General features: G+C 52.0%; 16 protein-coding genes. 11 read left to right on the plus strand and 5 right to left on the minus strand.

Features of this window, described 5'->3' with window-relative positions; genetic code table 11:
• Window positions 1–24: 24 nt before the first annotated feature.
• The 11 genes from I2I11_RS02830 (at window position 25) to I2I11_RS02880 (ending at window position 13,510) form a co-directional block, all read left to right on the plus strand.
• Entirely contained in the window at window positions 25–4,467 is a 4,443-nt protein-coding gene (locus tag I2I11_RS02830; protein ID WP_196266130.1) for a CusA/CzcA family heavy metal efflux RND transporter, read from the plus strand.
• Between the two features lie 5 nt (window positions 4,468–4,472).
• Entirely contained in the window at window positions 4,473–5,774 is a 1,302-nt protein-coding gene (locus tag I2I11_RS02835; RefSeq protein ID WP_230679849.1) for an efflux RND transporter periplasmic adaptor subunit, read from the plus strand.
• A 153-nt stretch (window positions 5,775–5,927) separates the two neighbouring features.
• Window positions 5,928–6,266: a P-II family nitrogen regulator gene (locus I2I11_RS02840; RefSeq protein ID WP_196266131.1), complete on the plus strand. Its 339-nt coding sequence runs from the start codon at window positions 5,928–5,930 to the stop codon at window positions 6,264–6,266.
• Between the two features lie 16 nt (window positions 6,267–6,282).
• Entirely contained in the window at window positions 6,283–6,642 is a 360-nt protein-coding gene (locus tag I2I11_RS02845) for a zinc-ribbon domain-containing protein (RefSeq protein WP_196266132.1), read from the plus strand.
• 126 nt (window positions 6,643–6,768) lie between these two features.
• Window positions 6,769–7,530 carry an AlbA family DNA-binding domain-containing protein gene (locus tag I2I11_RS02850; protein WP_196266133.1) on the plus strand — a complete coding sequence of 254 codons (762 nt, stop codon included), beginning with the start codon at window positions 6,769–6,771 and terminating at the stop codon, window positions 7,528–7,530.
• Window positions 7,531–7,661: 131 nt separating this feature from the next.
• A complete protein-coding gene (locus tag I2I11_RS02855; protein WP_196266134.1) occupies window positions 7,662–8,075 on the plus strand; it encodes a Fur family transcriptional regulator in 414 nt (137 codons plus the stop codon).
• Between the two features lie 193 nt (window positions 8,076–8,268).
• Window positions 8,269–8,985 (plus strand): ZIP family metal transporter, encoded by a 717-nt coding sequence (locus I2I11_RS02860; protein WP_196266135.1) that lies wholly within the window; start codon window positions 8,269–8,271, stop codon window positions 8,983–8,985.
• Between the two features lie 97 nt (window positions 8,986–9,082).
• Window positions 9,083–11,098 (plus strand): heavy metal translocating P-type ATPase, encoded by a 2,016-nt coding sequence (locus I2I11_RS02865; RefSeq protein WP_196266136.1) that lies wholly within the window; start codon window positions 9,083–9,085, stop codon window positions 11,096–11,098.
• Window positions 11,099–11,136: 38 nt separating this feature from the next.
• Complete coding sequence (locus I2I11_RS02870) at window positions 11,137–12,156, plus strand: cation diffusion facilitator family transporter (protein WP_196266137.1); 1,020 nt, start codon at window positions 11,137–11,139, stop codon at window positions 12,154–12,156.
• A gap of 12 nt (window positions 12,157–12,168) precedes the next feature.
• Window positions 12,169–12,525 carry a SpoIIAA family protein gene (locus tag I2I11_RS02875; protein WP_196266138.1) on the plus strand — a complete coding sequence of 119 codons (357 nt, stop codon included), beginning with the start codon at window positions 12,169–12,171 and terminating at the stop codon, window positions 12,523–12,525.
• 82 nt (window positions 12,526–12,607) lie between these two features.
• A complete protein-coding gene (locus I2I11_RS02880; RefSeq protein WP_196266139.1) occupies window positions 12,608–13,510 on the plus strand; it encodes a cation diffusion facilitator family transporter in 903 nt (300 codons plus the stop codon).
• A 41-nt stretch (window positions 13,511–13,551) separates the two neighbouring features.
• On the opposite strand, the gene I2I11_RS02885 is transcribed toward I2I11_RS02880, so the two are convergent.
• From I2I11_RS02885 to I2I11_RS02905, 5 genes are all read right to left on the minus strand, one after another.
• Window positions 13,552–13,713 carry a carboxypeptidase-like regulatory domain-containing protein gene (locus I2I11_RS02885; RefSeq protein ID WP_196266140.1) on the minus strand — a complete coding sequence of 54 codons (162 nt, stop codon included), beginning with the start codon at window positions 13,711–13,713 and terminating at the stop codon, window positions 13,552–13,554.
• Window positions 13,714–14,265: 552 nt separating this feature from the next.
• Window positions 14,266–15,624: a T9SS C-terminal target domain-containing protein gene (locus I2I11_RS02890; protein ID WP_196266141.1), complete on the minus strand. Its 1,359-nt coding sequence runs from the start codon at window positions 15,622–15,624 to the stop codon at window positions 14,266–14,268.
• Window positions 15,625–15,662: 38 nt separating this feature from the next.
• Window positions 15,663–18,461, minus strand: coding sequence for a TonB-dependent receptor (locus I2I11_RS02895; protein ID WP_196266142.1), 2,799 nt, complete (start codon window positions 18,459–18,461; stop codon window positions 15,663–15,665).
• A 1,355-nt stretch (window positions 18,462–19,816) separates the two neighbouring features.
• Window positions 19,817–20,476 carry an efflux RND transporter permease subunit gene (locus I2I11_RS02900; protein ID WP_196266490.1) on the minus strand — a complete coding sequence of 220 codons (660 nt, stop codon included), beginning with the start codon at window positions 20,474–20,476 and terminating at the stop codon, window positions 19,817–19,819.
• Between the two features lie 354 nt (window positions 20,477–20,830).
• Entirely contained in the window at window positions 20,831–21,760 is a 930-nt protein-coding gene (locus tag I2I11_RS02905; RefSeq protein ID WP_230679850.1) for a PA domain-containing protein, read from the minus strand.
• Window positions 21,761–21,768 lie beyond the last annotated feature (8 nt).

Below are 21,768 nucleotides of genomic sequence, written 5' to 3' on the forward strand. Positions count from 1 at the left end.
TCTATCCATATAAAATAATCAAGTATGATAAATAGCATCATTGCTTTTTCCATCCGGAACAAGCTCCTTATCGGCCTGATGGTCGTCGCCTGGATTGGCGCGGGTGTCTGGGCCATGTCTACCGTCAACCTGGGTTCCGTGCCCGACATTACCAACAACCAGGTACAGGTCATCACTGTCTCCGAGAATCTGTCTACCCAGGATATCGAGCAGTTTGTTACCTATCCCGTGGAGCTGGCCATGGCTAACCTGCCGGGGGTGGAGGAAATACGCTCCGTGTCCCGCTTCGGCCTTTCGGTTGTTACCATCGTGTTCGAAGAGAACATGGGCACATACCTGCCCCGGCAGCTGGTGCAGGAAAAGCTCAGTGAAGTAAGTGCCGAAATCCCGGAGCAGTTCGGGTCGCCTGCGATGGGCCCCATCAGCACCGGTCTGGGAGAGATATACCAGTATGTGATTGAGCCGCAGCCAGGGTATGACAGCGTGTACACGCCCACAGAACTACGCACCATCCAGGACTGGCTGGTGGCACGCCAGATGGCGCTGGTGCCCGGCGTGGTGGAGGTAAACGCCTTTGGCGGCAACATCAAGCAGTATGAAGTCGCGCTGGACCCGGGCAAGCTCAACTCGATGAATGTGTCCATTTCAGAGGTGTTCGAGGCGCTGGAAAAAAACAACGTCAACACCGGGGGCGCTTACATTGAGCGGAACAACATGGCCAACTTTATCCGGGGAGAAGGCCTGGTGCGCTCGCTGGATGACATTCGCGACATTGTCGTCAGAAACGAGAACGGCACGCCGATCCTGATCAGAGACGTGACTGATACCGTACAATTTGGCAGCCAGGTGCGCTACGGCGCTTTCACGCAGGACGGGCGGGAGGCCGTGGGCGGCATGGTGCTCATGCTCCGGGGAGAGAGCCCGGACAAAGTGATTACTGCGGTGAAAGCGCGTATGGCCGAGGTGCAGAAGTCGCTGCCGGAAGGATTGGTGATCAAGCCTTTTATTGACCAGAGCAACCTGATAGCGCGCACGACCAGCACTGTTTCCAAAAACCTGACCGAGGGCGCGTTAATCGTGGTATTTGTGCTCGTGCTGCTGCTGGGCAGCTTCCGGGGCGGCCTGATCACCGCTTCGGTGATCCCGCTGGCTTTGCTGTTCGCGTTTATCCTCATGCGCATCTTCAATGTGTCGGCCAATCTGATGAGCCTGGGAGCCATTGACTTCGGTATTATCGTGGACGGCGCCGTGATTATTGTGGAGGGCACGATTCATCTGATAGAAAAGAAAGTCAGGGAAGGCAAGGGGAATTTCGGGCAGCGACAGATGGATGAGATTGCCTACGACTCGGGCAGCACCATGATGAACGCGGCGTTTTTCGGGCAGATCATCATCCTGATAGTTTTCGCGCCTATCCTCTTCCTGACCGGCGTGGAGGGCAAGATGTTCCAGCCGATGGCCTTTACCTTTGGCTTTGCCGTGCTGGGGGCCATTATACTATGCCTCACCTACGTGCCGATGGCAGCCGCCTTGTTTCTCAAGCCTTCTCACAACAAAAAGAACCTGCTTAGCCGCGTTGAAAACAAAGTGGCGCATGTCAGCAACCGGCTGATGGGCGGGATAAACAGGGGCTACCTTCCCGTGCTTCGCAAGTCATTAAACCACAAGGCGCTGGTTATCATCACAGCGGTCGTGCTGCTGGCCGGGGCGGGGTTTACGTTCTCTCGTATGGGCGGGGAGTTTATACCCAGCCTGGACGAGGGCGACATCGCCATGCAGGCGCTGCTGCGGCCGGGAAGCTCCCTGTCTGAGAGCATCGAGCAATCCAAAAAGATGGAAAAGATTGTGCTGGAGAATTTCCCGGAGGTCAAGACGATGGTGGCCCGCATCGGGGTGTCAGCCATCCCCACCGACCCGATGCCAATGGACATCGCCGACACCTTTATCATCCTGGAAAAGGATGAGAAAAAATGGGTGAGCGCCGATTCCAAAGAAGAACTGATTGAAAAGATAAAGGCGAAGCTCTCGGTGCTGCCGGGCATCAACTACGTATTCAGCCAGCCGGTGGAGTTGCGGTTCAACGAACTCATCAGCGGTGTACGGGAGGACGTGGCGGTGAAGCTGTACGGGGAGGACTTAAAAGTGCTGGCCGCTAAAGCCGAGCAGATGGCGCAGATCATCCAGTCCGTGCCGGGCGCGGGCGACGTGAACCTGGAAGCCACCGCAGGGTTGCCGCAGATGACCGTGCGCTTCGACCGCGGAAAAATCGCACAGTATGGATTGAACATCGAAAAACTCAACAATTATATCAGCACTGCCTTCGCCGGGGGCGAGGCCGGGGTGGTGTTTGAAGGGGAAAAGCGCTTTGACATTGTCGTTCGCCTTTCTAAGGAGAACAGGCGCAGCATTGAAGACCTCAGGAACCTGTACATCGACTTGCCGAACGGGGAGCAGGTGCCCTTGCAGCAGGTAGCCGACATCAGTTTCCAGCCGGGTCCCATGCAGATTTCCCGGGACAACACCTTCCGCAGGATAAACGTGGGCGTGAACGTGCGGGGTCGCGACGTGGAAAGTATGGTGGAGGAGATACAGCAAAAGCTGGACGCGCAGCTGGACCTGCCGCCGGGGTATTACATCACCTATGGCGGTTCATTCGAGAACCTGCAACGGGCAAAGGCGCGCCTGCAAATCGTGGTGCCCATTGCGCTGGCGCTGATATTCGTGCTGCTATACTTTGCCCTGAAGTCGCTTTCCCAGTCGGTTATGATTTACATGGCGGTGCCGCTGGCGGCCATCGGCGGGGTGTTTGCCCTGGCGCTTCGGGGAATGCCTTTCAGCATATCCGCCGGCGTTGGCTTTATCGTCCTTTTTGGGGTAGCCGTGCTGAACGGGCTGGTGCTGGTCAGCCGCTTCAACAGCCTGAAGGAGGAAGGCATCACCGACCTGAAGCAACGCATCTTTACGGGAACGGAGGAACGGATACGCCCTATCCTGCTGACGGCCACAGCCGCCATCATGGGCTTTATCCCGATGGCTTTCTCTGCCTCTGCGGGGGCCGAGGTGCAACGGCCGCTGGCCACCGTCGTTATTGGGGGGCTGATTACGGCAACGCTGCTGACTTTGCTGGTCGTGCCTGTTTTATACTTCCTGGTTGAGTCCCGGTCAGGCAGAAAGGGCGGTGGTTCAGCGAGGTTGGCGATGGCTCCTTCGTTTCTTATCCCGTTTATACTTGCTTTCGGGCTGCTTCTTGCTCCAAATATGGCGAAGGCACAGAATACGGCGGCAATGCCTTCAGACAGCCTGCCCGTTATCTCGATGGAGGAAGCTGTCGAAAGAGCCATCGCCAGTTATCCATCTGTAAAAGCCGCCAAGCTGGACGTGGCGAGCCAGGAAGCCCTGAAGAAAACAGCCTGGAACCTGGGCAGCACGCAAATTTTTACCGGCAAGGAAGAGGTAGGCAACCGCAACGAGGGCATTGTCGGCAACAATGGCATCTATAACCGCATCGGCGTGCAGCAGCAAAACATAGAAGTGTTTGGCGTAGCGCCCAGGCTGAAGCTTCAAAAGCAGCAGGTCGCCCTGTCGGAGGCGGCCCTGGACCTGACCACGCTACAGGTGGCGCGGGAGGTAAGCATTGCCTGGGGCAACACGTATGCGGCCAAAAGCCGGTACCTGCTATATCAAAGGCTGGATTCTATTTTCACGGAGTTTGCCCGTGCGGCCAGGATAAGGTATGAAACCGAGGCCACCTCTAACCTGGAGTACCTGGCGTCTACGAACCAGGCCCGGCAAATCACCCTGCAAAAAGAGCAGGCGTATCGGAACTACCAAATAGCCCTGCAACAACTGAACCTGTGGCTGGTGAGCGACACCCCTTTTACCGTGGCCATGACTGACCCGGAGCAGCTGACAGTAGCCATACCTAACCCGGCAGACACCCTGTCGCGGCATCCGCTGCTGGATTATTCCCGCCAGCAGGTGAAGGTGGCCGATGCGCGCTACCGCGTGGCCAAGTCCGATTTCCTGCCCAGCCTGAGCGGCCAGTATGCGGCACAGGAGATTGCCGGACAGAGCGGGTTTTACAGTTATCAGATAGGTATAAACATTCCATTGTTTTTCCTGCCCGAGCGCGGCCGTGCCCAGTCGGCGAAGATTGAGCGCGAAATCGCCGGGCAGAACCTGTCCCGCACACAGTTGGAGCTACAGGCCAGCTATAGCAGCCTGCTGGAGGAATACCGCAAGTGGTATAACTCCTGGCAGTATTACCAGCAGGAAGCCCTGCCCCTGGCCGTGCAGCAACGCAACGGGGCCATCATCGCCTACCGGGAAGGGGCTATCGACTATGTCGCTTTCCTGCAGAATATCAGGGACGCCATACAGGTGGAGCTGGATTCCAGGGACGCCCTGGCCAATTACCTGGAGGCAAAATCCCGCCTTGGCTACTTTCTTCAATCATCTAATCAATAAATAAAATGACAATGCATTATAAAATAAAATCAATCGTCCTGCTGGGTCTGTTGTCGCTTGCGTTCAGCGCGTGCAGCAACGAAAGCGAGCCTGCCGGGAACCAGGCCGGGCCGAATGAAGATGCCACGGCGGCATCCGGTAACCACGAAGCGGCAGAGGCGCATGAGGAAGGCACCGTGCGTATGTCTCCCCTGCAACTGGAGGCCGTGGGCCTTAAGCTGGGAACGCTCCAGAACAGAAACCTGTCTACTGCTATAAAGGTAACGGGCGAGCTGGAGGTGCCGCCCCAAAGCGAGGCTAATGTAAGCGCCATCGTTGGGGGCAACGTGCAAAGTATAAAAGTGGTAGAGGGCGACAAGGTACGCAAAGGCCAGACCCTCGCCGTGCTGTCTCACCCTGACCTGGTGCAGATGCAGGTGGACCTGCAGGAGGCAGCCGGCAGGCTGCAATACCTGGAGCAGGAATACCAGCGCCAGCAGCGGCTGTATGAGCAGAAGGTGGGTTCCGGCAGAGCGCTTCAGGAAGCTACCTCGAATTTTACCGCTACCAAGGCGCAGGTGGCTGGCCTAAAGTCCCAACTTGATATACTGGGCCTCAATACGAAGAGCGTTCTGTCCGGTAAAATCTACCAATCGGTTCCGGTTGTTTCACCTATTAGTGGATATGTCAAGAAGGTTAATGTTACGACCGGTGGGTACGTATCGCCGCAGGAGCAGATGTTTGCCATAGTGGATAACTCGCAGCTTCATGCCGACTTCATGGTGTTTGAGAAGGACATCGCTAAAGTGAAAGAAGGCCAGAAAGTACGCTTTACCGTCGCTAATGCAGGCAACCAGAGTTACACCGCCACTATCTACGCCGTAGGGAAAGCCTTTGAAGAGGAACCCAAGGCAGTGCATGTGCATGCTGATATTGACGGCAAAACAGATAATCTCATTCCCGGCATGTACATTGAAGGCCGCTTGGCAGTGGATGAGGTGACGACCCTCGCCCTGCCGGAAGAAGCCGTTGTGCAGGATGGAGACCAGGCTTTCATTTTTGTGAAGACAGGGGAGGCGGATGCCGGAGAAGAACATGCCGCAGAAACGACCGCGGCCGCCGGAGAGAAAGCCGCTCCGGAACCTGCCCAGGCAAGCGGCAAAAGCTGGGTCTTCAAACAGGTTCCTGTCATCACAGGTGCCAGCGATAACGGATGGGTAGAGATAAAGCTGTCGCAGCCTTTGCCCGACAGTGCGCAGGTAGCCTACAACGGCGCCTACAACCTGCTTTCGGAGATGGGCAAAGGAGAGACGGAGCATGCTGACTAAAAACAAATAACGTACCTGGCCGCACAAGTAAGTGCGGCCAGGTCTTTATGCAGTTGATGGTTTGGGAAGGCCCGAAAGAATAGATTGGCTCAGATAGCATAAGCTAAGTATAGGTACAGGTATAAATTTATAGTATAGATAAGATTCAACACCATGAAAGAGATAAAAGCATTTGTAAAACCGTCCAGGGTTCAAAAGGTAGTGGAGGCGCTACAGGAAAACGGGTTTGAGAGCGTTACCCTCTCGCAGGGGGAAGGCACGGGGGCCTACAACCGTAAAGACGCCTTCCCTTCGCTCGACTTCCGCTTTACGGACAGCAAAATCGTGAAGGTGGAGCTGGTTTGCCAAAACGAGGAAGCAGAAAAGGCTGTGCAGTTAATCAGCGAGAATGGCCGGTCTCCGGAGCCTGGCGACGGCATCATCTACATGACGGAAATTGAAAGCGCTTACCGCATCAAGACGGGAGAGTCGATGAAGCGATTTGACTTTTGATTAAAACCGGGATAAGATGCAAATCGCGCTTCATGAGATGCAACACCTGGCGCATGAAAGAGGTGGAAAATGCCTATCAGACACCTATGTCAACAGTAAATCAAGGCTTTGGTGGGAATGTGGCAAAGGGCATACATGGCAGGCTACCCCTTTCAGCGTAAAGACGAGGAAGAGCTGGTGCCCTGCATGTGCCAATAACCGGCCCCTGGGCCTGGAGAAGATGCAGGAGTTGGCCAAAGCCAAAGGCGGGAAATGTCTTTCAGATGCCTATACCAACTGCAAGGTGGCCTTGCAATGGGAATGCCGGAAAGGACACTCCTTCATGACTACCCCCGATATGATAGTCCAGGGCAGTTGGTGCCCGCAGTGCAAATGATATGGATGAGCAGAGTACGGGCAAAGGAAGAAAGTGCTTTAGATAAGAAGCAGGATAAAAAGCAGCGGGCTGTGTGGCTGGCACAGCTTGCTTTTTTCAACAGCCATAAGACAACAGCCATAAAAGATGAGTAGGAAATCAATCATATCAGCGATAATGATTGGCGTGCTGGGAGGTGTGTTTATTTTCCAGCCGATTGTAGCTTCGTTCAACGCTTACAATTTAAGTGGCAAACACGATGCATGGCTGATGTATCTGGGCAATGCGTACAAAAGCATTTCTTTATTCAAAGATCGGTATCAGTTTTTTGAAGCGGTTCTTTTCGGATTGTTTGGGGCTGCCCTCATGGTGAAGTTGAGAACCAGCAGGAACTTGTTAAAGTTGCAATCCGAACTACAAAGCAGGAACCTGATTATGGACATGATTCAACAGGGTGAAAATCAGTATGTAACATTCCTGCCAACGCTGCGGTGGAATCCGGAAGAACATAAACCCGATGAGATAGTGGAATTGGCGGTAGCCAGGACAATTGCCGGGTTTATGAACACGCATGGCGGACACCTCTTTATCGGCGTAGATGATAATGGAAACCCCGCAGGACTGAAAAAAGATTACCAGACGCTGGAAAAGCCCGGCCGGGAGGGATTGCGCCAGTACATCATGCAGGTGATGACGACCATCTTAGACGCTGGCTGCTGCCCTTTGTTAAAAATTGATTTCTATGAAATCGGGGGCAGGGATATTTGTTACATTAGGGTGAAGCCGTCCTCTTATCCTGTATATGTGCATATTGGCGAACGGGCGCATTTTTTCGTGCACATAGGCAGTGGCACCCGGGAACTGGAGGCAAGAGAGGCTTTGGATTACTTTGAAAGAATGTTGGAGTAGAAGCGCAAGAGTATGCTCTAAACAGTCATCTCCATGCTAATCTTCCTGGTGCCCCCAGGGAGAGAGATGACCAGGAAGGTGAGGATTGCCTGTTTGTTTACTGAAAGTATGACATAATTTAAAATAGTACCATGCTTGAGAAACTGGAAGAAGTATTGAAACAGAGGCACATCCGGCCTACGGCCATGCGCCTGCTGGTACTGGAAACACTAACCAGGCAGCTAACGGCCATAAGCCTGAAGGACATAGAAGCGACTTTTGAGCAGGCAGACCGCATTACCCTGTACCGCACCCTCAAGACTTTTGAGGAAAAAGGATTGGTACACCGGGTGATTGATGGCACGGGCCTAACCAAGTATGCGCTTTGTGAGGAGGGCTGTGTATGTGCGCCTCAAGACCTGCATGTGCATTTTTACTGCAACGCCTGCAAGGAAACCTACTGCCTGCCAAAATTAAAAGTGCCGGATGTACAGCTGCCAAGCAGGTTTCAGTTAGAGGAAGTCAGCCTGGTTGTGAAAGGCATCTGCGACAGGTGCGCTACTTAAGTCATAGGTTCTTCTCAGCCCGGCAAAATCCAGTGAGTGCATCCTGCTGAACTAGGATACTATAAAAGGGTGGTAAGCCAGCGATCATCTAGACAGTAGTAGCTGCTATGGTGAAAGCTGGGCGGCCTTTGCTGTTTATGCCCCCTCTGTTTAGCAGAATCAAAGAAAAGCATCATCTGTAAAATGCAAAATTATGGAAAACTATTCGCAAGTAATCCTTTATGCCTCGATCGCCGCAGCAGCGCTGCTGATAGGCGGCGTCCTATCCATTATCAGGACCCCGGGCGCAAAGCTTCAGGGCGCTATTCTGCACTTTGCGGCCGGGGTCATCTTCTCGGTGGTTGCCGTAGAGCTTTTACCAGATATTATGGCTAAGCATAATACGCTTGAAATAGTCATCGGCTTTGGTACGGGAGTTCTGCTGATGCTGGCCATTCAGTATTTCCTAGAACCCAAAAAAGAACAAGAAGCCAGCGGCGGCTTTCCCATCGCGTTTATGGTAATCATCGGCATAGACCTGCTGATTGACGGGGTTTTAATGGGAATAGGGTTTGCCACCAGTCAGGAGGCAGGCGTTTTGCTGGCTGTCGCGCTGTCGGTAGAGCTGCTTTCGCTGGGCATGGCCACGTCTACTACTTTAGGCAGCTCCGGAGCTTCTCGTAAAATAAAAATACTGTCGATTCTCGGGCTGTCGGTCCTTGTGTTGGACAGTGCCTTGGTGAGCGCGACTTTGCTGAGCGGTATATCAGATGCCTATCTGGAGGTCATCCTGTCCTTCGGACTGGCGGCCCTGCTGTTCCTTGTAACCGAGGAACTGCTGATAGAAGCGCACGAAAACAAGCAAACCCCGCTGCTTACGGCCGCTTTCTTTGCCGGTTTTTTGTTGTTTATGCTGCTCCCGGGGAGTTAAATAGGAAATCAGCCTAATTGTGAAAGGCATCTGTGACAGGTGCGCCCGGTAATATTACCATCTTAGATCAACCCAACTAACAGTAAAATACAAAAAGATGAACAATAAAAAAAATAAAAAGGCAGAAGAGGAATTCAAGCCGTTGGAGATCACTTCTCCACGTACAGCAGCGGCTCCCGGCCCGACTGTCGGAGACAGCTGCTGTTCGGCAGACGGCAGACCCAAACAGGCAGGAGCCGAAGGACAAGAAGAAGCGGAGGAGGAGGCAAAATCCTCTTACGTGCCTACGGCCATCAGCCTTTTCCTGCTCCTGGCGGGCATCCTGCTCGACTACCTTGATGTGCCTTGGTTTACGGGCTATGTGCGGCTGCTTGTGTATGGTATAGCCTACTTGCTGGTGGGCTGGCGGGTAGTATGGCACGCCATCAAAAGCATGCGGGGCAGTTTCTTCAACGAATTCTTCCTGATGAGCATGGCTACATTAGGCGCTTTCTATATCGGCGAGTATGCCGAGGGCGTGGCGGTGATGCTTTTTTACGTGATTGGGGAGCATTTCCAGGAGGCGGCGGTGCTGCGCTCGCGGCGTTCCATCAAAGCCCTCATCGACAACAGGCCGGATGAAGTAGATCTGATAACGGAAAGGGGTATAACAACTGTGAAGGCGAAAGAGGTGCAGGTAGGGAGTGTGATACAAATAAAGGCGGGCGAGAAAGTAGCGCTGGACGGGGAACTTTTATCCGACCGCTCTTCCTTCAACACGGCTGCCCTCACAGGCGAGTCGAAGCCCGATACCAAAAAGAAGGGCGAAACGGTGCTGGCCGGTATGATTAACCTCGACCGCGTGATTGAACTCAAAGTAACCGCTGCTTACGAGAACAGCGCTCTGTCTAAAATCCTGCGGCTGGTGGAGGAGGCTGGTAGCCGCAAGGCCAAAACGCAGCAGTTCATTACTCGCTTTGCCAAAGTATACACGCCCATCGTTTTCTTTCTGGCTGTGGGGCTCACCTTTATCCCATACTTCTTTGTGGAGGCTTACGATTTCAACCAGTGGCTGTACCGGGCGCTTATCTTTCTGGTCATCTCCTGCCCGTGCGCGCTGGTCATCTCTATTCCGCTGGGCTACTTCGGCGGCATTGGCGCCGCTTCGCGGAATGGTCTGCTGTTTAAAGGCTCTAACTTCCTGGACCTGATGACGCAGGTAGATACGGTGGTGATGGACAAGACAGGAACGCTGACGGAAGGCGTGTTTAAAGTACAGCAAGTAAAGACGACGCTGCCGGATAAAAGTTGGTTTTTAGCGGCGGTTGCCGCCATCGAGAGCCAATCCACCCACCCCATTGCGCAGGCGATTGTGGCGGCAGCGACCACTCAAAAGTATACAGCCACGAACGTGGAAGAGCTTTCAGGGCATGGGCTGAAGGGCGAAGTAGACGGCAGGCAACTGCTCGTGGGCAACGCCAGGTTGCTTGATAAGTATCATATACCTTATGATCCAAGTCTAAAGGACATTGTGGAAACCATCGTGCTGGTAGCCGTGGATGGAGCTTATGCAGGGTATATCACCATCGCTGATAAAATAAAAGAGGACGCGCCGCTAGCCGTGAAGCGGATGCGGGAATTGGGGGTGAAAAAGCTGGTGATGCTCTCAGGTGATAAAGATTCCATTGTGCAGCAGGTGGCAAAAGAACTACAGTTAGATGAAGCCTATGGCGGGCTGCTGCCACAGGACAAGGTAAGTAAGGTAGAAAAGCTAAAAGCAAAGGGCAATACGGTGGCTTTTGTAGGCGACGGCATCAACGACGCGCCCGTTATCACGCTGGCGGATGTGGGTATGGCGATGGGCGGCTTAGGCTCCGACGCGGCCATCGAGACGGCAGACGTGGTGATACAGACCGATCATCCCGCTAAAATAGCCACCGCCATCCGCATCGGGAAAAAGACCAGGCAAATTGTGTGGCAGAACATCACGCTGGCCTTTGCCGTCAAAGCCATCGTGCTTATACTTGGCGCCTGGGGTGTGGCCACGATGTGGGAGGCTGTGTTTGCCGATGTGGGCGTGGCCTTTCTGGCAATCCTGAATGCCGTGCGCATTCAGCGGATGAAGTTTGACTGAGCCGGTGAATAAAGACAATAGTATCTAAAACTTAGCTTATGGCACAAGAAAACAAAAGCAACAACATCAAAGTCGCTTTTTTCCTCAACCTCTCTTTCACGGTGCTTGAACTCATCGGAGGGTTGATTTCCGGCAGTATAGCCATTCTCGCAGACTCTCTGCATGATTTTGCCGATAGCCTTTCACTGGGGCTGGGCTGGTACTTTGAGCGCAAATCAGAAAATGAAGCAAGTAACGAGCGGTATACCTATGGCTACAAGCGCTTCTCTTTGCTAAGCGCTTTTATCAACGTCATCGTGCTGATGCTGGGCGCGGTGTATATCTTTTACGAGAGTATCCGGCGCATCATGAATCCGGAGATGCCCGATGTAAAGTGGATGATCGGAATAGGCGTACTCGGTATAGTTTTGAATGGGATAGGCGCCTGGAAACTAAAGTCCGGTGCGTCGCTCAACAGCAAAGTGTTAATTATCCACTTACTGGAAGACGCAATAGGCTGGTTTGCTGTGTTGGTCGTCAGTATTATTCTATTATTTGTGGATATTCCCATTCTTGACCCCATACTGGCAATCGTCATCAACCTGGCCGTGCTGATAGCAGTATCCGTTAAACTGGTTGCTGTTGTGAAGATATTCCTGCAAAGGGTGCCAGAGGGCGTGAATGTAGCCCTGCTAAAGCAGAAAATACTGTGCATTGCTGGCGTCGAGCGGGTGAATCACTTCCATATATGGGGGCTTACAGATAAAGACAAAGTGGTAACCGCCCATGTCAAAATAAAAGACCTGAATGCTCCGGAGCAAAGCGCCTTGAAAGAAAAGATTTGTGAGGTGTTCAAAGATATGGATACCGAGCATATTACTATAGACCTGCAACTTTTTTCCACTTACCTGGAAGCCCTTTTTGAGGACCATCAGCAGCGATTGAATGTGCTGGACGAGCATGTGCGGAAGCTGGCCATACAACATGCGGAAGAATTTTACCAAGAGGAGAGATGCACAAAAGAGGAGGCCCTTGAAAGGGGCATCACCAAAGCAGAAATGGAACTTAGAAATCTTTAAAAGAAATTTACGATGCTACAAATACTGGATTTTACCCGCAACAATATCATCGCCACAAAGGCCGAAGGAAAATTAAGTGAACACGATATAGAGAAAATCCATCCCTTGATTCACAACATTCTTGATAGGGACCAGAAAGTAAGATGGTATTTTGAGATGGAGAATTTTTCAGGCTGGGATGCCAAGGGCTTATGGGAAGACCTGAAAGTGGATTTGAAACATGCCAGCGATTATGAAAGAATCGCTATGGTAGGCGATAAAGAATGGCAGGACTGGATGACGCAATTTATGAAGCCATTTACTTCCGCAGCCATTAACTACTTTGACTTAGCCGAAAAAGAAGCAGCCAAAGCCTGGATTGAAAATTAAAGAAAGCAATAAGCTGCCTCCTACAACTTATACTAAAGCAGCGTATTATACGAAACAGCGTAACCCTAAAGCAAGATAACGTATGGCATCACACGGACATGCTGTCTCTCCGGGCAGTCAAAACAAAAAGCGGTTGATCTGGGTGCTTTCACTCACATTCCTCTACCTGATAGCCGAAGTAATAGGCGGGCTCCTTACCAACAGCCTGGCACTGCTGGCTGATGCCGGGCACATGCTCACGGATGCTGGCGGGCTCGTGCTGGCGTTAATTGCTATCAGGCTGGCAGAAAAACAAGCCACTCCCCAGCGGACCTACGGGTACTACCGGGCTGAGATTCTGGCCGCGCTCACCAATGCAGTCGTATTGATCGGCATCTCGATTTACATCCTCTATGAGGCGTACCTCCGGTTCATGAATCCCCCGGAAGTTGCAGGCAAGTCCGTGGTGGTGGTAGCCGGTATAGGGCTTGTGGTAAACCTGATCGGGATGTTTATCCTTCGCAAGGGATCAGGGGAAAGCCTGAACATGAAAGGGGCCTACTTCGAGGTCTTATCAGATATGCTGACTTCCATAGGCGTTATTATCGCCGCCATCATCATGTGGACAACGGGCTGGTATTATGCTGACCCGATAGTTTCGGCTGGCATCGGTTTGTTCATACTGCCCCGAACTTGGATCTTGCTTAAAGATGCGATGGGTGTTTTACTGGAAGGCACGCCCGCAGACGTAAACGTGGAAGAGCTGCGCAATTGTATTAAAGGGTTAAAAGGGGTCGAGGATGTACATGACTTGCATGTATGGTCGCTCACCTCCGGCGTTAATGCCATGAGTACCCATGTGGTGATAGCTGACAGTGTGGAGACCTTATCTTATAACGAGCTGCTGAAGCAGATAAATAGCGCTGTTTCCGGCAACTTCAAAATATCACATTCCACCATACAGCTGGAGGGCCCAGGATATGAGGAAGGAGAGACGCACTTATAATAAAGGAGCATCATCTGTGTTCCTGCTTCGCTTATGAAAGATTATCTATTTGTATCTGGGTGTACATAGGTGCCGTCGGCGTTTGTAGATGTGCCGGTAGATGTTCCTTTCAGGAGTACCGTAACGCCGGGCAATAGTTCCCCTTGTCCATCTGTCACGCTACCCTGCACCGTTTGCGACTGTGCCAATGCACTAAGCAACATAGCAACAGGATGCCAAAGAGAGTCACGAAAGGTATGCTGTTAACTATAGTAGATTTTAAACCCATAGCCTTGCTTTTTAGTTCAGCACAAAGCTATGGCGCAGGGGCTACTCTCTGGTTAAGTGCATCTTAAAGAAAGGTTAAGGATTCCGGCTTTCTGCAAATATTCTTAATCGTTCCTTTACATAAGATTAAGCAAGATTACATTGCACCTCAAGCAGGGCTATATAGCAGCCTTGTAAGTTGGAAACCCATTTATACTCCAAGCTGAAAGCTTGAAGTAGCTATATCGCTAATAGAGGCTTGTGTAGAGAACAGACGAATAGTCGTACCCCCTTGCCCAGGGCTCTTTCAGGATAACCTGGGATAAGTATAATCTCTGCCGATTTTGTCTACTTACTGATACATATGCTTGCCGTTAAGTATAAACTGCCACAAAACAGGAAACCCGCCAGCAGGCGGGTTCTGCGCAGCGCGGGAGACCAAGCCGCACCGCTGTTAGTTGCAACGAATGTTTCTCACCCATACATGTGCAACCAATTTCTTTAAAGTCTTAGTACGTGGTGTCGTTTGGAGAGAAGTTGGTCCAGCCGTTGGTCCAGTCTTCTGTACCAAATGCACCGATGTAGTCTACGGGTGTAAAGAAGCTATCCAGGCCGGTAAAGTTGGCACCTGCCTGTAGCTGTGATGCCGTCGTGAAGTCGGGTCTGCCGGTAGAGAAGAACACACCACCGATGCCCAGCATCGCGTTGTCAACTACTACAGTGTTTCCTTTACCTGAAGCATTGAACCAGGTAGCCACATCATATGTGCTTCCTTCTTCTACTGTCAGCGCTTTGCCTTCAGGCACGCCAGCTATAATGGTATTTTGTATTTTCAGCTTATCAGCAGTAGCATTTGCCTGCGAGGCAGCGCCATCTAAAAGCAAACCTGTTGGCCATCCGGCAACTACAGAATTGTAAATTTGCAAAGCGCTGTTACGGCGGATGTGCAGGCCACGACCGAATTGCGCATTAAAAGTAGTCAAGTCAGTGGCACGCGGACCAAATAAACTCACGTTAGAAAAAACGGCAGAAGTTTGTGGCGTAGCGTCCGTTCCTTTCGAGTCGTTGTCAGATTCAAAACCGTTAGAGTCGGAAACGTCGGCTAAGGTTGGGTTAGAGATACCTACCAGGAACTGTAGTTTGCCGGAGTATCCGTTGTCGGTATCAAACATATCGTCCACGGTGCTGTAGGCAATCAGGTGTTTGGCGTTTACCGTGCCGCCGAACCATTCAAAAGAGTCGTCGCCGCTGTACGAAACCTGCACATAGTCGATAGTTGTACCAGCGCCTACGCCGCCCAGTGTCAGGCCATTAATTTCGTTATCCGGCTGAAAAGCGATGCCCGGAAACTCGATGCGTACATACTTTAAAGAACCTGAATTGTCGTTTGCGTCGGCGCCGCCGTACTCGCGGTCTACACCGCCTTCAATTTTGGCGTTGGCGCCCAGGTTTACAGGCGCTTTGCCAAGTATAATCACACCGCCCCAGTCGCCCGGCCTGCGCTGGCCTGCCGGTTGTGCCGAAGTGAAAACGATAGGTTTGGCAGCAGTACCATTGGCCATAATCTTACCCCCACGCTCAATAATCAGAGTCCCCTTAGAGTCTTTATCACCCATGATTACGGTGCCCGGCTCTATGGTTAGCGTGGCGCCGTCTTTTACAGACACGAACCCGCTCAGCAAATATTTTTTATCGGCCGTCATGGTAAAGTCTTCTTCTGTAGAGCCGGATACCACCGTCATTCCATTAGACTGTGCCGTTGTAAACGCTATACCTGCAGGCGCCGGCGTATTGCTGTCATCATCGTTGTTACAGGCAGCAAGGCTAACTACAAAGGCCACCAATATAAAATTCAATAGCTTTTTCATACTTTTTTTAGATTTTAAATTTGAGTTGTTTGTCTGATTTAGAATTTATAGGTAAGGCCAATCGTGCTGTACTGGCCTTTGCGGAACTTGCGGAAGGATTTATCCACCCCCGTAATCCTGCCATCGCGGTCCAGGTCCAGCATCAGGCGTGTCTGCTGGTTGAGGATGTCCTGGATACCCGCTTTAAGCTCAAAATTCCCGAAACCTTTGGTCACAGACAGGTCAATCACGTTCTTAGGCAGCTCGTACACCGTCTGGCGCAGGTTATTGCCCACTGCGAAGATGCGCTGGCCCACCACGTTGTAGAGCAGGCTGAACTGTAGCTTGGCATCCTCATCTTGGTAATAAACCCCCGCGTTTACCACGTAAGGCGACTGCCCCTGCATCACGCGGAGCTGGTCCTGGCTGGCGGCGGCTCTATCGCTCAACTGCACTTTGCTGTCCACCAGGGCGGCGTTCAGCACCAACGACAGGTTCTGCACCAATCTGGATTCTGATAAATCGAGCAGCGATTTCTTTATTTCTGCCTCTACGCCATAGCTGGTGGCATAGCGGGCATTTTCGGAAGTAATGCTGTTGCCGCCGCTGGTATTTTCAAACACGGTTTCGATAGGCTTGCTGAAGTATTTGTAAAACACGCCCAGCGACAGGATTTCCGTGGGATTCGGGTAAAATTCGTAGCGCATATCGGTGTTGTAGATGGTGGCTGTCTGTAGATCAGGATTGCCGCTTACCTCCAGCAGGTTCACGAAATCATAATACACGAAGGGCGCCAGCTCGCGGAATTCCGGGCGGTTCACGCTCATACTTGCACCGGCACGCACCATACTACGCTTGTTAAATTCATAAGTGAAGTTGGCAGACGGCAGCACGCTCAACACAATATTGGAGCGGTTAAGCGCGGTGCCATCGAAGTTCGTTGACTTCAGCTCCTGGTTGTTGTGCTCCACGCGCACGCCCCCAGATACCGACAGCTTAGCCGTTAGCGGCATTACGCCTCCCACATAACCTGCCAGCAAGGTGTTGTAGGCCTTGTAGTCGTTCTGCGGATTATAGTCTTCCACCAGTTCCCAGCCTGTGGTGGCGTTGATATTCTGCGGGGCAAACACCTGGTCAAAAGGCTGTGTCAGCAGGCTGTTATCGAACTCCTCTGAGTTGGCAGGGCGATAAGAGAAGAAGCGGGCACTGAAATCACGGTTCTTGCGCTCCGCATAAAAACCTACCCGAAGCTTGGGCGCGTTTTCAGCCGCTGAGTCTGCGGTGCTGAAGCGGTGCTCGGCCTGCCCATTCAGCGTAAAGGTGTTTTCGTTCAGCTTAGCGTAATAGCGGCCGGCATCGTTTAAGCTTGGCGTATTTTTATAGGTAAGCATAAAAGGCGCCTCAGAACCGAGGTTGCGGGTGGTCCGGAAGCGGCGGTAATCTGGCTCGTTGCGGTTGGTGTAGGCATAGCCGCCCGTCCAGGTAAGGGTGGTGTTGCCATCGCTCAGATCATGAGTGCCCTGCAGCTGGCTGGTATAAATAGTGCGGCTCTCGTAGCGCAATGCATAGTTTTTTACTTCCTCCTGGTTGTCATAATCTGTTCCGCTACGCATCAGCACTTCGCTGCTACCCAGCTGGTTAAACAGGTTCCGGAACTCCAGTTTATTGTTGTTATTCAGGCGGGCGGTCCAGTTATGAATGAGACCTACACGGGCACTTTGGGTATAAATATCGTCCATAAACTTATACTCCGGCCTTGCGCCTGTCTCCGGTCTGTAGGCGCCGTAAGCATCTCTGGAGCCTTTGGTATAGGTGTTGGTGCTGGTATAGGAAGCGGCAGAAATGTGGCTCAACCGCACATCGCCTAAGTCGAAGCGGCGGGTCAGGCCCAGCGAAAAGCGCAGGTCAGGCATGGCCGTTATACTTCCGGGAGCCCAGGTGTTGGGCAGCCTGCGGCCCCGGTTCTCCGACCCGTCCGGATTGCTGGCGGCATTTACTCTGGCCGGGAAACCGCCTGGCAGCGAACGGTCGCCACTGTCGAAGCCAAGGAAGTCTGTTTTGCTGCGCTCCGAAGTAAAGAAGTCTTTTTTGAAGGTAGTGCCCGCGCGGTAAGAGCCGGACAAGCTGACAGAAGTGCTGTTTTCGTCCACCACACTCTTAGTATATATCTTAATGATGCCGCCGCCAAATTCTCCCGGCAACTCCGGTGAGCCGTTTTTGTAAATCATGATGCGGTCTATTACACTCGTGGGCAGAATATCGAAAGAAAAGGCTCTGGCATCCGGTTCAGTGCTGGGCGCAAGGGCATCGTTGAGCAGCACCGTGTTGTAACGCTGGTTCATCCCTCTTATCACCACATACTTGTCATTCATCACGGTTACCCCCGGAATGCGACGCACCACAGCCGCCGCATCGCGGTCCATGGATTTGGCAATCTGCTCGGCAGCCATGCCGCTCACCACCACTTCGCTGGCGCGTATACTTTGCATCAGCGCCAAATCCGTGTTGGTGTGGCGCGTACCCACAATCTCTACGGCCTGCAGTTGGGTGGTATTTTCTGCCAGCGGCACATTGATGGTAGTGGTCTGGCCGCCGGTTATAGCAACACCAGCGTTTTGGTAAGGCTTATAAGAAACGAATGTAACCGACACCGTGTAAGTGCCCGGTGCCAATGGCAAAGTATAGTTGCCTTCATAATCCGTGGTGGTACCACTGGAGGTGCCTTTTATAAATACCACTGCCCCGATGATACCTTCTCCGGAGATTTTATCAGTTACCCTGCCTTTAAGTATACCTTGCTGGGCAGACCCGGAAACGGTTGTGGTTATAATGGTGAGAAACGTGAAAAGTAATTTCATTGCTCTACTGTTGTTTAGTCTCGCTGCAAAAGTAGAGCACGCGTTTTAAGGCATATTTACCTCCTGGTTATGCTACAGTTAAGCATTGGGCCGCCATGTTACGCAAAGGTTAATGCTGCAGCTGGTGCCTCACATCCTGTGATGATATTCTGGAGCGGGATATCACGAAAGAACAGGTTCAGTTTGTGTTACCCGCCGACAGCTCCATCGTGAGCAGGGCAGATGTTATGTTTCGTTGGGAAGAAGCAGGAGGCGCGAGTTCTTATCGGTTGCAAATAGCCTCTCTTTCCCTAAGCAGGCCTTTGCACCTTTATATCGATACGACAAGTTCCGGGACTTTGCTGCCGCTGCCGCCAGACAGTTATGATTGGCAAGTGCAGGCCTTAAATGCAGGCTGTGAGACAGGCTTCTCTTCCCGGCTCTTTCTTGTCGATCCAGCGTCAAACCTGTCGGGGGCTGAAGTCCGCCTGTCCAGCCCCACAAAGAACGCCTATACGAACCGCCAGAGAGTACAGTTTTCATGGGGCACTGTACAACTGGCTGATAAGTATATTCTTGAGATACTCTCCCCTGTAAGGACTGATACTGTTGTTTATACTACTTCAAGTAGAGCGGACATTGCCAAGGGAAGACGGGACATATGAGTGGCGCGTGCGTGCCTTGAACTCCACGGGAGCGGTAACTTCCTCTATTTCGGTTTTTTCTACAGACTTTGAAGCCCCGGACGCTCCTGCACTCCTTTTTCCAAGGGCCGACAAGACAATTTTTACCTGGCCGGTAGACTTGAAATGGCGTCGCAACGCAGAAGATGTGGCTGGCGGCAGCCTATTTCTGCACCTGGCTGATCAGGCTAGTCTAGTGAGCAGCTTCCCGAAAAACATTTCCAGTGCCTCCTTTACCTTAACTTCAGGACTGTCTCTTGAGCCGGGGGAATATTATTGGGTGTTAAGTCTTATGACCGGGCCGGCAATAAGAGCAAACTGCCTGACATGCGCAAGTTCATTGTAAGATGAAAAGCAAGAAGTTATTACATATTCTTCTGCCCTTGGCTTTAAGCGTGTGGGGAATAGTTGTTTACCGGATAATGCAGTCGCTGGACGCTTCTACAGATGAAAGTTATACTTCTGATCGGGCACCAGTGCCATACAGCCAAACTGCTATTGCGCCGGATACCTTCGGTTTGTTACTTAATTATAAGGACCCTTTCCTGGCTGGCTTGACTTCTAAAAAGGAAAAGCCTGCCTTGTCCCTGGTAGTGGACAGAACAGTTGCAACATTATCCGTCGCATCTTCAAGAACTATCACTCCGGAGACTGAGACGCTCGTATGGCCAAATATAGAGTACAAGGGCTTGATCAAAAATATGGTAAAACGGCCTGGTCCACCTCTCCTCCGTTTTTTATGTTAAACCGGTACTCGTTGACCGTGAAAATGGCGTTCTCCGCCAGTATGCCCACAATCATGATGATGCCCGTATAGCTGCTCACGTTGAGCGGTATGCCCGTGAGGTACAAGGCGATCACCGAGCCGCTGATACCCATGACCGATATGAAAAGCAGCAGCAAAGATAGCAGCCACTCTTTGAAGAGGAACATGAACACACCAAACACAAACAGGGAGGCCATCATCAACACGAGTAACAGCTCATGGAATGACTGCTGCTGAGCATAAGCACCTCCGTAGGCAATAGTGTAACCTTTTGGCAGGTTTAGTTTTTGGGTGAGTTGTTGTTGAATTTCACTTATAGCGCTGCCCAAGTCGCGGTTATTTAGTCGGGCCGTCAGCACTACGACGGGCCTAAGATCTTCCCTTCTCTGTTCAGCCTCCCCGGGCGCAACCGTTACATCGCTGAAAAAGGATAGCGCGCGGGTGGTGCCGTCCGGCAGAAAGATTGGCTGGTGTTTGATACGCTCCAGGTCGTTTTCACGGAAGTCGGCGAACCACATCAGGATGCGGCGCATTTGCTCCCCGTCCTGTATTTGCCCTACCTGTATGCTGAATGGAGTAGCCTCCAAAGTTCTGGGGCACGGTCTGGAAAGACATTTTGATGCCGGTTCTGCGGCTATATATCTCTACGTCAGGGTGCACGAGCACGATCTTCTCTACCTCCCGTAAAATACGGTCTGTCTCCTGTAGCGAGGTGCCCGAAGGCATATAACAATCAAGTACATAGTACCTTCATCCAGGTCGGGCAGAAAGCCTGTCTCCAGCTTGCCAAGCGCTCCCCAGGCAGAGGGTGCCAGCACAGCGATAAGCCTCAGCGCAACAGCAGGTTTGTTGAAGAATCACGTGAGCCAGCCCACAGTGACATGGTGCATCCTTTTGGATGGCTTAAAACCAATGATAAGGTGCAATACCGGGAGTAGAAGCTAGGTCACCGAAAAGGAGCCGTCGAGGTGGCCGCCTACTACGATTTTCTCGTCCGGCAGCGATTTATCGGGGAGGGTGGCAATCACGTTGCGGGCTTTTATCATACCCGAAAAGTTGTTCGTGGCAATATGCGCCTTCAGGGGAATTACTTTTAACTGCTCCTTCAGCTTCAGGCCGTCTTCCTTGCCGATGCACACCGCCGGTATCGGTATGAGTTTGCCTGTTACGGAGGCAGTGCCCGTCAGTAGCGTGCCGCCCTCTACCGTATTAATGATGATGATTCCTTTGGCGCCGTGCTTGATGGCAATCGCTGTTTTTTCGGAGCGGTGCAGTGTGCTGGTGCCTTCCGGCGAGCCGGGCAGCACACCCAGGTAAACCAGCGCAATTTTCCCTTTCACCGCATCAGGCCTGGCTTCGTAGTCGGCTTCCAGGCCGTTGCCCATATCTTCCAACGCTGCCGTTACGTCAGCCTTCACCGGCGAGTGCGCCAGCGAAACGGATTTTATACTTGCCAAATGCTTTGCATCCGGCCCAATCTCCACTTCCAGGTCGCCGCGGCGCCAGCTTTCTACCTCAAAAGGCTGGTAATGCACATCCGCAAAACCATAGGATTTGAGTAGGTTATAAGTATATTCCTCCGCTTGTTTGCCGTTCTCCGAGCCGGTCAGGCGATGGCCGATGGTTTTAGTCGCATCTTTCAGCGTACTATATGCTTTGGAGTTTGTCTGTACTTCGGTGTTGATGTTCTTGAAAACCGTTGGCCAGGTCGGGTCTACCTGGGCAAAGCCCGGTAGAGACAAAAGGACAGCGCAGGCGCTGATAAGTATTTTCGGGTGCATAAGTATAAAATAGTTTGCAGCGACAAAATAAGCATTTATACTTAACAACACCAGCAATGCCCGTTTATCTGCTTCCTGCCTGCTTTGCATGGTATGGC

It is taken from the genome of Pontibacter rufus, from assembly GCF_015694705.1.
GTDB lineage: Bacteria > Bacteroidota > Bacteroidia > Cytophagales > Hymenobacteraceae > Pontibacter > Pontibacter rufus.